1 protein-coding gene (only partly in view) is annotated in these 13,939 nt (G+C 70.4%); it reads right to left on the bottom strand.

This entire window lies inside a single protein-coding gene on the bottom strand: locus tag ACYVLQ_RS25385, encoding a non-ribosomal peptide synthase/polyketide synthase (RefSeq protein ID WP_460700030.1). The 52,302-nt coding sequence extends 24,775 nt beyond the window's left edge and 13,588 nt beyond its right edge, so the window shows coding positions 13,589-27,527 (codon 4,530, partial, through codon 9,176, partial); the first complete codon in reading order (the gene reads right to left) occupies positions 13,935 to 13,937. The start codon and the stop codon both lie outside this window.

Genomic DNA, 13,939 nt, shown 5'->3' with positions numbered 1-13,939 from the left:
CCCACCGCCCGCGCGCCGGTATCGAGCCCGAGGACATCGGCGAAGGTGTTCGCCACGATCTCCTCGATCGGCGTCGAGGGCGCCCGGAACTCCCGGACCTCGAAGGCCGGTTCCGGCAGGGCGCGGCGGTCGAGCTTGCCGTTCGCGCTCAGCGGCAGGGCGTCGAGCACCACGATCGCCGACGGAATCATGTACGACGGCAGCATGGTCGCCAGGTGCGCACGCAGCGTGGCATCGAAATCGGTTGCCTCGGCGACGGACTCGGCGGGCACCACGTAGGCCACCAGCCGATCGCCGGTCCGGTCGCCGGAGCGCACCAGGGCGACGGCCTGCGCCACCGAATCGTGCTCGCGCAGCGCGTATTCGATCTCGCCCGGTTCGATCCGCAGGCCGCGCAGCTTCACCTGGAAGTCGCTGCGGCCGCGGTAGACCAGCGCCCCGGCGGCGTCGCGCGCCACCAGGTCGCCGGTGCGGTACAGGCGAGACCCGTTGTCTCCGAACGGGTTGGCGACGAACCGCTCCGCAGTCAGGCCCGCGCGATCCACGTAGCCGCGCGCCAGCTGCGCGCCCGCCAGGTACAGCTCGCCCACGACGCCCGGCGGCACCGGGTGCAGTCGGGAGTCCAGCACGTAGGCCTGGGTGTTCCACACCGGCGCACCGATCGGGAGCGCGGGCAGCGCGGGATCGACGCTCTCGGGAGCCACCGAATAGGTGGAGTTCACGGTGAATTCGGTCGGACCGTACAGGTTGACCAGCTCGACGCCGGACAGGCCGAGGCGCCGGAACGCCTTCACCGCCTCGCCGGTGAACGCCTCACCGCCGACCAGCAGCGCCCGCAGCGACCCCAGCGCACCGGGGTCGACGGTTGTCGCGAACACGGTCAGCAGCGAGGGTACGAACGAGGCCAGTGTGATCCGCTCGGCGGCGATGACCTCCGCCAGGTAGCGGGTGTCCCGATGACCGTCCGGCGTCGCGACCACGATCCGTGCGCCGGTCAGCAAGGGGGCCAACGGCTCCCAGACCGAGGCGTCGAACGTCGCCGGGGTCTTGTACAGCACCACGTCCTCGGCGCCGATCCCGAATTCGGTGATGAGCCAGCGCATCTGGTGCTGCAGGGCGGCGTGCGACACTCCGACGCCCTTGGGGCGGCCGGTGGAGCCCGAGGTGAAGATCACATAGGCCAGATGCTGCGGACGCAGCGGCGTCACCCGCTCGGCGTCGGTGACCGGTGCGTCGGAGTAGCCCGACAGCTCCGGGTCGTCGGTGCCGAGCACCGGCAGGCCATCGGGCGCGAACGCGTCGCGCGCCGTGGTCAGCACGCAGGTCGGTGCCGCGGTCTCGAGCACGTAGGCGATGCGGTCGGCGGGCTGGTCCAGATCCAGCGGCACGTACGCGCCCCCGGCCTCCAGGACGGCGTGGATGGCGATCACCAGATCCAGCGAGCGCCGCATGCCGAGCGCGACCCGGACGTCGGGGCCGACGCCCGCATCGATCAGCCTGCGCGCCAGCTTGTGTACGCGCGAGGCGAACTCCGCGTAGGTAAGCGAGGTGGCCGGGCTCTCCTCGGAGGAGCGATCCACGACGGCGACCGCGTCCGGCGTCGCGCGCACCTGCGCGGCGAACAGCTCGACCAGCGGTGTGGGCGAACTGATCTCGACGGCGGTGTCGTTCCACCCGCGTAGCTGCTGTGCCGCCTCCCGGGCGTCCAGCAGCGGGATGTCGCCGACCGGGCGGTCCGGGGTGGCCGCCACGGCCTTCAGGATCCGGACGAAGCGTCGCGCGAATCCGGCCACCGTCTCGTCGTCGAAAAGGTCGGTGGCATAGACGAACTTGGCCGTGATGCCCGCCGGGACCGAGGCGCCGTTGCCGGTCGCCTCCGCGGCGCGCAGTTGCTCGGTGAGTTCCAGAGCCAGGTCGAATTTGGCCGTCTCGGTGGGCAGTTCGACGCCGCTGACCGTCAGCCCCGGCAGTTCCAGGCTGGTCGGGCGATTGTTCTGCAGCGACAGCATCACCTGGAACAGCGGGTTGCGGGCCTGCGAACGACGCGGATTCAGGATCTCGACCAGCCGCTCGAACGGCAGGTCGGCGTGCCCGAAGGCGGCGATATCGCCGGTGCGCACCGACCGCAGCAGCTCACCGAAGGTGGTGCCGCCGTCGATCTCGGTGCGCAGCACCAGGGTGTTGACGAACATGCCGATCATGTCATCGAGCGCCTTGTCGCCGCGACCGGCGACCGGCGTGCCGATCGAGATGTCGGACTCGCTGCTCAGCCGCGACAGCAGCACCGCGAGCGCCGCGTGCACGACCATGAACATCGTCGCGCCGCGGGCGCGCGCCAATTCCGCCAGCTTGGCCTGGGTTTCGGCGCTGATCTCGAAGTTGTGGATGCCGCCCCGGCCCGACGCCACGGCGGGGCGCGGCCGGTCGGACGGCAGATCCAGCTGCTCGGGCGCACCGGCCAGCGTCTCGGTCCAGTACGAGATCTGCTGGGTGATCACCGAATTCGGGTCGTCCTCCGAACCCAGCACCTGGCGCTGCCAGATCGCGAAGTCGGCGTACTGCACGTCCAGCGGGCGCCAGGCGGGCTCGCCGCCGTCGACGCGGGCGCCGTAGGCGGTCATCACGTCGCGCGCGAACGGGCCCATCGAGAAGCCGTCGCCCGAGATGTGGTGCACCACCACGACCAGCACGTGCTCGGTGGGGCTGATCTCGAACAGCCCGGCCCGGAAGGGCGGTTCGGCCGTCACGTCGAACCCGGTCAGGACCAGTTCCGAAAGCCGCAGCGGCAGTTCGGATTCGGTGACCTCGATCGGGGTCAGATCCGGAATCACCCGGCTGGTCGGCACGATCTCCTGGTACGCGGCGCCGTTCACCTCGGGATAGCGGGTGCGCAGCGATTCGTGGCGGGCCAGCACGTCGGCGACCGCGATGTGCAGCGCCTGGCGGTCCAGCAGGCCGGACAGCCGCACGACCACCGGGATGTTGTCGACCGCGGATTCGGGGTCGAAGCGGTTGAGGAACCACATCCGCTGCTGCGCCAGCGACAGCGGGATCCGCTCCGGGCGCTCCTGCGGCACCAGCGGATTCCGCCCGCCCGCACCGGCTCCCGACTCGGCGCGCGCGGCCAGCGCGGCGACCGTCGACACCTCGAAGATCTCGCGCACGCCCAGCTGCGTGTTCAGCGCCGAGGACAGTCGCGCCGCCACCTGGGTGGCGATCAGCGAGTTGCCGCCCAGGGCGAAGAAGTCGTCGTCCAGGCCGACCCGCTCCAGGCCCAGCACCTCCGCGAAGGTGCCCGCCACGATCTCCTCCACCGGCGTGGTGGGGGCGCGGAAGGTCGCGGCCTCGAAGACCGGCGCGGGCAGCGCGCGGCGGTCCAGTTTGCCGGAGGCGTTGAGCGGCAGCGTCTCGAGGTCCATCACCACCGAGGGCACCATGTACGACGGCAGCCGTTGGCCCAGCTCCTCGCGGAGCGTTTCGACATCGATCGAAAGACCCGGCGCGGCAACGACATACGCCACCAGCTGATCACCCGTGTGCAGGTCGCCGCGGACCACGACGACCGCCTGGGCGACCTCGTCCAGCGCGGTCAGCGCGGCCTCGATCTCACCCAGCTCGAGGCGCTGGCCACGCAGCTTCACCTGGAAGTCGGTGCGGCCCAGGTACTGCAATTCCCCGTCGCCGCTCCACATCACGAGGTCGCCGGTGCGGTACATCCGCCCCCCGGCGCCCGATGCACCGGCCCCCTCAACCCCGAAGGGGTTGGCGACGAAGCGGTCCGCGGTCAGGTCGGTCCGGGCGACGTAGCCGCGGGCGAGCTGGTCGCCCGCCAGATACAGCTCTCCCGCAACACCTTCGGGAACCGGCCGCAGCCGCGCGTCGAGGACGTACACGCGGGTGTTGAACACCGGGCGGCCGATCGGCACCGAATCGACGTCCGCGTCGACCACCCGGTGATAGGTAACGTCGACCGCGGCCTCGGTCGGCCCGTACAGGTTGTGCAGCTCGGCGCCGGTCAGCTCGCGCAGACGATGCGCCGCCTTCGACGCCAACGCCTCCCCGGAAGCGAACACCATCCGAAGTCCCGAGAGGCCCTGGCCTTCCCGGCGAACCGAGAAGCCCTCACCTTCCCGACGAACCGAGAGATCCTCACCTTCCAGACGAACCGAGAGATCCTCACCTTCCCGGCGAACCGAGAGGTCCTTGTCTTCCCGGCGTGTATTTGGCCGGGATCCACCCGCAGAATTGGACTCGAGCTCTGTCACGAAGACCGTGAGCATGGACGGCACGAAGTGCGTCACCGTCACGCCCTCGGCGCCGATCAGCTCGGCCAGGTAGGCCGGGTCGCGATGGCCGTCGGGCCGGGCGACCACGAGCCGCGCACCGATCTGCAACGGCCAGAAGAACTCCCACACCGACACGTCGAAGGTCGCCGGGGTCTTCTGCAGCACCACGTCGTCCGCGGTGAGCCCGTACTCCGACTGCATCCACACCAGGCGGTTCGCGATGGCCGCGTGCGAGACGGCGACGCCCTTCGGCCGCCCGGTCGAACCGGACGTGAAGATCACGTAGGCGGTGTTCTCGGGCCGCAGGGGCGCTCGCCGCTCGGCATCGGTCAGCGGCTCGGCCGCATACGCCGACAGCTCCAGCAGATCGATGCGCACCTGCGCGGTGTCGGTGTCCAGATCCGCGCCGGAGGTGAGCACGCAGACCGGGTCCGCGGTCGCGAGGATGTACTGCGTGCGCTCGGCCGGATGCTCGGGATCCAGCGGGACGTAGGCGCCACCGGCGGCCGACACCGCGTACATGCCGACGACGAGGTCGATCGAACGGCGCATGCCCAGCGCCACCAGGGTCTCGGGACCGACGCCGCGCTCGATCAGCCAGCGCGCCAACTTGTGTACGCGCGCGGCGAATTCGGCATAGGACAGACCTGTCCCCTCGAACGTCACCGCGGGCGCGTCGGGCGTGCGCGCGGCCTGCGCCTCGAACATCGCGACCAGGGTCGCGGACGGCACCGCCCGCTCGGTCAGCGCGGCCTCGACATCGAATTCGGTGGCATTCCACCCGGAGACGATCAGTTCGCGCTCGGCGGGCTCCAGCAGCTCGATAACGCCCACGGCCGCATCGGGTTCGACGGTGATCGCGGTCAGCACCCGCACCAGCCGGTCGGCGATGCGGCGCACCGTGTCCTCGTCGAACAGATCGCGCAGGTAGCCCGCGCGAATGCGCAGCCGCGAGTCGAGCTGCACGATCAGGGTCAGCGGGTAGTGGGTCGCGTCGGTGGCGTCCAGACCGGTCACGGCCATGCCGTCGATATCGGCGGCCTGCTTCCGAATGCCCTCGGCGTCGACCGGATACGACTCGAAGACCACCAGCGTGTCGAACAGCCCCCCGACCCCGGCCGCGGCCTGGATCTCGGCGAGGCCCACGTAGTGATGGTCCAGCAGGTCGGCCTGCTCGCCCTGGATGCGCACCAGCAGATCTCGCGCCGATTCCGATTCGGCGAAGCGCACGCGCACCGGCACGGTGTTGATGAACAGGCCCACCATGGATTCGACGCCGGACAGCTGCGGCGGCCGCCCGGACACCGTGGTGCCGAACAGCACATCGTCGCGGCCGGTCCAGCGGCCCAGCAGGATTCCCCAGGCCGCCTGCAGCACGGTGTTCGCGGTGACGCCCAGCTGGCCCGCCAGCTCGGTGAGCCGCGCGGTGGCGGCCTCGTCCAGCTCGAAGACGTATTCGCCGGAGAGCGCGGTGATTTCGCGACCCGCGTCCGGCCGGGTCAGCAGGGTCGGCTCCGAGACGCCCCGCAGTGCGGTGGTCCACGCGTTCACCGAGGCCGAGTGATCCTGCTGCGCAACCCATTCCAGGAAGTGCCGGTAGGACCGCACCGGCGGCAGCGCCGCGGTATCGGAGCGGGTGGCGTACAGCACCAGCAGATCCCGCATCAGCAGCGGCATCGACCAGCCGTCCAACAGGATGTGATGGTTGGACACCGCCAGCCGCCAGCTGTCGGCCGCGACGCGAATCAGGATGAACCGGATCAGCGGCGGCTCGGCGAGATCGAACCGGTGCATCCGGTCGGCCTCGATGAGATCGCTCGCGTCGCCGGTGGCCCGCCGGTCGAATTCGGCCCATGCCACCCGGACGTCGTCGAGCACCAACTGCACGGGGTTGCCCGCGGCGTCGGTGACGAACGCGGTCCGCAGGTTCTCGTAACGATCGACGAGAGCCTGTGCGGCCGAACGCAACCGGGCGGCGTCGAGGCGGCCGGTGAGGGTGAGCACGGCCTGCGCCGTGTACACGTCGACCGACGCCGCGGCCAGCTGCGCGTGGAACTGCAGGCCCGCCTGCAGCGCCGACAGCGGCCACACCTCGCTCAGCGACGGGAAGCGCTGCTCCCAGCCGTCGATATCGTGCTGGGTGACTCGCACCAGCGAGAAGTCCGACGGCGTATGACCACCCGCCGCCGCCGAATCCGCGTGCCGCGCCACGGCTTCCAGCGCCTCGACCCACAGCCGCCCGAACTCGGCGACCGCCTCGGAATCGAGCAGCGTTGTCGGATAACCGATATTGGCGGACAGCTGGTCGCCGACCACGATGGCGTTGATGTCCAGCGGCGCCATGACCGGCATATCGGCGTCGTAGCCGCCGCCGAGCGCGCCGAGTTCCGGCGCCGGGATCCACCCGAAGCCGCGCAGGGCCTCGGGCACCTGACCCTCGGACACCCGGCCCAGGTAGTTGAAGCTCACCTGGCCGGGCAGCTGTTCGGGTAGCCGCGCGGCGGTCTCGGGGTTCAGGTAGCGCAGCAAGCCGTAGCCCAGGCCCTTGTCCGGGACCGCGAGCAGCTGCTCCTTGATCGCCTTGATGGCCGGGCCCAGCGCCGGGCCGCCGGTCAGCGCGGCCTCGATGTCGATGCCGGACAGCTCGAACCGCACCGGGAAGATCGCGGTGAACCAGCCGACGGTGCGCGACAGATCAGCGCCGGGCACCACATCTTCTTCGCGCCCATGGCCTTCCAACCGGACGAGTACCGAATCGTCCGCGGTCGCCTCCGCCGCGCGGTTCGCCCGCCACGTCGCCAGCGCCAGCACCAGTGCGGTCACCAGACCGTCGTTGACGCCGCCGTGGAACAGCTCCGGGACGGTGGTCAGCAGGGCGCGGGTGGCCTCGGCCGACACCTCGACGCGATGCCGCTCGAGCACGCCCGACACGTCGACGGTCGGGTCCAGCGGCCGCTCGGTGAGCAGCGGATCGGGGCCGTCGACCACCGCGCGCCACCGGTCGAGTTCGCCGGCGCGCTCGGTCGCCAGCCGCTCCAGGGCGTGCGCCCAGGTGCGCATGCTGGTCCCCGTCGACGCCAGCTCCGGCGTCTGCCCGCCCGACAGCTGTCCCCAGGCGGCCACGAAATCCGGCACCAGGATGCGCCAGGACACACCGTCGATGACCAGGTGGTGGGCGATGACGATCAGGCGTCCGGCGCGCTCGCTCGCACCCGTGGGCTCGAGCCACACGAACCGGATCACCATGCCCGCTTGGGGGTCCAGCCGGTCCAGCGCGGAATCCAATGCGTCCGAGGCGATCTCGAACAACGCGTCGTCATCGGCGGCCGGGTCGAACTCGACCCGCTCGATCAGCGCGTCGACATCGACCGTGCCCGGGGCGGCGGTCTCCACGATCCACTCCGCGCCGCCGTGCCTGCGCAGCCGTGCCCGCAGCATGTCGTGACGGTCGATGACCGCGGCCGCGGTCGCCGCGATGCCCTCACGGTCGATACCGACCGGAAGTTCCAGCGCCAGTGTCTGGTTGAACCGTCCGAACGAGCCCGGCCGCTCCACCATGAACTTCACCACCGGCGTCAGCGGCATGGCGCCCACGCCCCCGCCGGGCAGCTCGGCCAGCACCGGCTTCGCATCGCCCGGCGCACCACCGGACTCCGCCACGGCGGCCAGACCGGCGACGGTGCGCTGCTCGAAAACGTCACGGGGAGTGAAGATCACGCCCCGGGCCTTGGCCCGCGAGACCAGCTGGATGGAGACGATGGAGTCGCCGCCGAGCGCGAAGAACGAGTCGTCGACGCCGACCCGCCCCACGCCGAGCACCTCGCCGAAGACCTCGGCGATGGTCTGCTCCAGCGGATTGCGCGGGGCCCGGAACTCGCTATCGGTCTCGAAGACCGGCTCCGGCAGCGCGCGCCGGTCCAGCTTGCCGACCGGGGTCAGCGGGATGCGGTCGAGCACCATGATCGACGAGGGCACCATGTAGGTCGGCACCCGCTCTTCGAGGTGTGCCTTCACGATCTGGGTGTCGATCGAATGTCCGGGCGCCGCAACGACATACGACACCAGCACCACCGCGCCCGCGGCATTGGTGTGGCCGATGGTGGCGGCGAAGTCGACGGTCTCGTGCGCGGTCAGCGCGGTGTCGATTTCGCCCAGTTCGATACGGAAGCCGCGGACTTTGACCTGGAAGTCGGAGCGGCCCACGTATTCCAGGCGGTATTCGGTCCGGCCGCCCGGCCGCGGGCGGGACGTCCACCGGACGACGTCGCCCGTGCGGTACATCCGCTCGCCCGCAGCGCCATCGCCGCCGTGGGCCCCGAAGGGGTTGGCTACGAACCGATCCGCCGTCAGCCCGGCGCGCGCGTGGTAGCCGCGCGTCACCTGCAGGCCCGCGATGTACAGCTCACCCGCGACACCGTCGGGCACCGGCTGCAACCGGCTGTCGAGCACCAGCGACCGCATGCCCCGGTTCGGGCCACCCATCGTCAGGGCATCGCCCGGCAGCAGCGGCTCACCGATATTCACCACGATCGTGGTCTCGGTCGGGCCGTAGATGTTGTGGAACCGGCGCACCGGGCGGTCCGGGAGCGACGCGTCGCCGAGCGGGATGGCCCACTTCGCCAGCAGCTCAGGCGAATAGGCCTCACCACCCACGGCCAGCACACGCAGACTGTCCAACCCGGCCGGATCCAGCGTCGCCAGAGCCGCCGGAGTGATGAACAGATGCGTGACCTGCTCACGACGAATCAACTCATACAGCTCCTCACCACCGAACACACCCGTCGGAACAACCACCAGCGCACCAGCCGGACCGACCGCGAGCAACAACTCCATGATCGACGCATCGAAGCTCGGCGACGAGAAATGCAGTGTCCGCGAACCGGAATCGAGGTTGTACCGCTCCACCTGCTCGGCACAGAAGTTCGCCAGACCCGCGTGCGGGACGACGACACCCTTGGGCACACCCGTCGAACCCGACGTGTAGATGACATACGCCAAGTTGTGCGGCCGCAGCGGACGCACCCGGTCGGCATCCGACACGGCCTCGTCGCTGTACTGCTCCAGCTCGAGATCGTCGAGCACGAGCCACTCCACCGAATCCGGCAGATCCGCACGCACCGACGACACGGTAAGACCCACAGGCGCACCCGAATCGGTGAGCATGTGCTCGATACGATCCGACGGATACGTCGGATCGATCGGCACGAACGCCGCACCCGACTTCGTAACACCCCACTCCGCGAAGTACGAATCACTCGACCGCGGAATCGCGATCGCCACGAAATCCTCGGCACCCAAACCACGCTCGATCAACACACGCGCCAAGCGATTCGACCGCTGATCCAGCTCACCGTAGGTCAGCCTGGTGTCCTGGAACACCACAGCCAAAGCCTCGGGATCGCGAGACACCGCCTCCGCCAACAACTCCGGCAAGGTCCCCGCCGGAACCGCCGGGCCACCCGTGCGAGCCACAACCTCGATGCGTTCGGCCGCGTCCAGGATCTCGATCGCGCCGACGGCGATCTCCGGATCGGCCGCGATGGCCTCCAGCACCCGCCGCCAGCGGGTCACGATCGAGGCGGCCGTCGACTCGTCGAACAGCTCCGTCGCGTAGGTCAGCGCCAGCGCCATGCCGCCGCTGGCCTGCGCCGACGCCTGCTCCGACAGCGTGAACTGCAGGTCGAACCTGGCGATGTTCTCCTCGAGGTCCAGCGCGGACACCGTCAGCCCGGGCAGTTCCAGCGTCGCGCGCTCCATGTTCTGGAACGACAGCGCCACCTGGAACAGCGGGTTGCGGGCCTGCGACCGCTCCGGCGACAGCAGCTCCACCAGCCGCTCGAACGGCACGTCGGCATTGCCGAAGGCCTCCAGGTCGGTGTGGCGGACGCGGTCGAGCAGCGCGGTGAACGGCTCGGCCGCCTCGATTCCGGCGCGCAGTACCAGCGTGTTGACGAACATGCCGACCACGTCGTCGAGCGCGGCCTCGCCGCGGCCCGCGATCGGCGTGCCGACGGCGATGTCGTCGCCGCCCGACAGCCGGGCCAGCAGCACCGCGAGCGCACCGTGCATCACCATGAACAGCGACGAACCGCGCTGGCGCGCAACATCTTCCAGTGCCGCGATCAGCTCGGGCGACAGTTCGCCGCGCAGCGTGGCGCCGCGATGCGAGGCGACCGCGGGCCGGGGCCGATCGGTCGGCAGCGTCAGCTCGTCCGGGAGGCCGTCGAGCGCGTTCCGCCAGTAGTCGACCTGCCCGGCGAGCAGCGACTGCGGATCCTCCTCGGAGCCCAACACCTCCCGCTGCCACATAGCGAAGTCGGCGTACTGGACCGGCAGCGGCTCCCAGCCGGGAGCGGCGCCCTGCGTCCGGGCCGTGTAGGCGCTCATCACGTCCCGGGCCAGCGGTCCCATCGAGAAGCCGTCGGCCGCGATGTGATGCACGACGACGACCAGCACGTGCGTGGCCTCCGCGCCGGAGGTCTCGACCTCGAACAGCCGCGCGCGCAGCGGCACCTCCTCGGCCACGTCGAAGCCGTCCGAGGCGAATTCGGCCGCCGCGGTGAGCAACTGGGCCTCCGCGATCGGGTACGCGTGCAGGTCCAGCGCGATCTGCTCGGCCGGAACGGTCACCTGCGTCGCGGCGCCGTCGCGCTCCGGATAGCGAGTGCGCAGCGACTCGTGCCGCCGCACCACGTCGAAGATCGCCAACTTCAGTGCGGCGATATCCAATTCGCCGGTCAGCCGGATGGCCAGCGGCAGGTTGTAGGCCGCCGACGAGGTGTCGTACTGGTTGAGGAACCACATGCGCTGCTGCGCGAACGACAGCGGCACCGGCTCGGTGGCCGAGCGCGCCCGCGCCACCAGGCGCGGCCGCGATTCGCCGCCGGTGTGCGATTCCAGGCGCGCCGCGAGGGCCTCCACCGTCGGCGCCTCGAACAGCGCGCGCACCGGAACGGACGTGCCCAGCGCCGCGCCGAGCCGCGCCACCACGCGCGTGGCGATCAGCGAGTTGCCGCCGAGGTCGAAGAAGTCGTCGTCCAGGCCGACCCGGTACAGGTCCAGCACCTGCGCGAACACGGCGGCCACAGTCTCCTGCACCGGTGTCTCCGGCGCCCGGAAGCTGCGGGTCTGCACGGCCGGGGCGGGCAGGGCCCGGCGGTCGAGCTTCCCGTTGACCGTCAACGGAATTCGGTCGAGCACCACGAACGCCGAGGGGACCATGTACGACGGCAGATCCGCCGCGGCCCCGTCGCGGACCGTATCCAGTGACGGCGCGGCGTCGACCTCGGGCACCAGATACGCGACGATGCGCTGGTCGCCGGGCTGGTCCTCGCGCACGATCACCGCGGCCTGGGCCACACCCGGCTGGGCCAGCACGGCCGCCTCGATCTCACCGAGCTCGATGCGGAAGCCGCGAACCTTCACCTGATCGTCGGCGCGGCCGAGGTATTCCAGTTCCCCGCGGCGGTTCCAGCGCGCGACGTCGCCGGTGCGGTACAGCACCGAGCCGAACTCCCCGGCCTGGTCCCCGAAGGGGTTGGCCACGAACCGGGTCGCGGTCAGATCGCCACGACCGAGATAGCCGCGCGACAGCTGCGCGCCCGCGACGTACATCTCACCCGCGACACCCACCGGGACCGGGCGCAGCCGGTTGTCCAGCACGTAGACGCGCAGCCCGGCGATCGCCCGGCCGACCACGCTGCCGGTGGCGGCCGCGATGGTGGCGGCGTCCAGCGCACGATAGGACACGTGCACCGTGGTCTCGGTGATGCCGTACATGTTGACCAGGCGCGGCACCGAATCACCGTGGCGGGCAACCCAATCGGCGAGGCGGCGCAGTTCCAGCGCCTCGCCGCCGAACACCACGTAGCGCAGTGACAGCGGCCGCGAATCCGAATCCGGGTGGTAGGACTGCTCTTCGGCGAGTTCCGCGGCCGCCAGTTGGTAGAAGGCCGACGGCGTCTGGTTGAGCACCGTGACCCGTTCGCGACGGAGCAGTTCCAGGAACTGTTCCGGGGAGCGGGAGGTGTAGTAGTCGACCACGACGAGGGTGCCGCCGAACAGCAGCGGGCCCCACAGCTCCCACACCGAGAAGTCGAAGGCGTAGGAGTGGAACATCGTCCACACGTCGCCGGGCCCGAACCCGAAGTCGCGATCGGTATTCGCGAACAGCCGCACCACATTCCGGTGCTCGACCGCGACGCCCTTGGGGCGGCCGGTGGAACCGGAGGTGTAGATGACGTAGGCGATGTTCTCCGGGGTCAGCGGTGCGCGGCGGTCGGCGTCGGTGATCGGCCCCTCGCCCGCGTCGACGACGTCCGGCACATCCATGCCGAAGTCGTCCATCAGGATCTTCGGCAGCCCCGCCGGCAGCGCGGCTTCGATGGTGCTGTCGATGATCACGCTCGCGGGCGCGGCATCCGACAGCACGTAGGCGATGCGCTCGGCCGGATTGTTCGGGTCCACCGGCACATAGCCGGCGCCGGATTTGATCACGGCCAGCAGCGCGACCACCAGGTCGGCCGACCGCGGCAGCATGACCGCGACCAGCGTGTCCGGGCCCGCGCCGTCCTCGATCAGCCTGCGCGCCAGCTGATTCGCCCGCTGGTCCAGCGAGGCGTAGGTCACCCGGTCGTGCTCGCCGAAGGTGACCGCGACCCGGTCGCCGTGCGCGGCCACCGCGGCGTCGAACAGGTCCGACAGGGTGGCCGTGCGGTCGGCGAAACGTCCCGTGGCGGCGTCGCTTCCGGAGGATACCCAGCGCTGCGAGACGTCGAGGCGCTCGGCCTCGCCGAGCAGATCGATATCGCCGACGATCGCGGCGGGATCCTCGGCGACGCTGCGCAGGATCCGCAGGAAACGGTCGGTGAAAGCGGTGATCGTCTCCGGGTCGAACAGGTCGGTGGCGTAGTTCCACGACAGCGCCAGGCCGCCGTCGGCGGCATCGCCGACGGTCAGCTGCACGTCGAATTTCGCGACGCCCGGGTCGAATTCGACCACCTCGAGATCCAGGCCGGGCAGCGCCACCGTGGTGGCGTCGCGCTGTCCGGCGGCCTCGAAGGTGAGGGCCACCTGGAACAGCGGGTGGTGCGCCTGCGAACGCACCGGGCTCAGCACGTCCACCAGCTGTTCGAACGGCACATCGGCATGTGCGAACGCCGCCACGTCGGTCCGGCGGACCGCATCGAGCAGGTCGGTGAACGCTGCGTCCGGCCGCACCTCGGTGCGCAACACGAGCGTGTTGACGAACATGCCGATCAGGTCGTCGAGGGCCCGTTCGCCGCGGCCCGCGATCGGGGTGCCGATGGCGATATCGGTGCTGCCCACCTGCCGCGACGCCCAGGTAGCCAGGGCCGCGTGCATCAGCATGAACAACGTGACACCGCGCGAACGCGCCAGTTCGACCAGCGTCGCGTGCAGATCGGCGTCGATCGAGAACTCCTGCGTGGCACCGGCATTGGAGGCGATCTCCGGCCGCGGCCGATCGGCCGGAAGCTCCAGCTGGTCGGGCAGGTCGCGCAGTTGCTCGCTCCAGTAGGCGATCTGGCGCGCCGCCTGCGACTGCGGGTCGTCCTCGGCGCCGAGCACCTCGCGCTGCCACAGCGCGTAATCGGCGTACTGCACCGAAAGCGGCGCCCACTGCGGCGCCTCGC

Source organism: Nocardia thraciensis (assembly GCF_054782435.1).
Note: the sequence above shows the minus strand (reverse complement) of the source record. Positions and strands in the feature narration are given on the sequence as shown.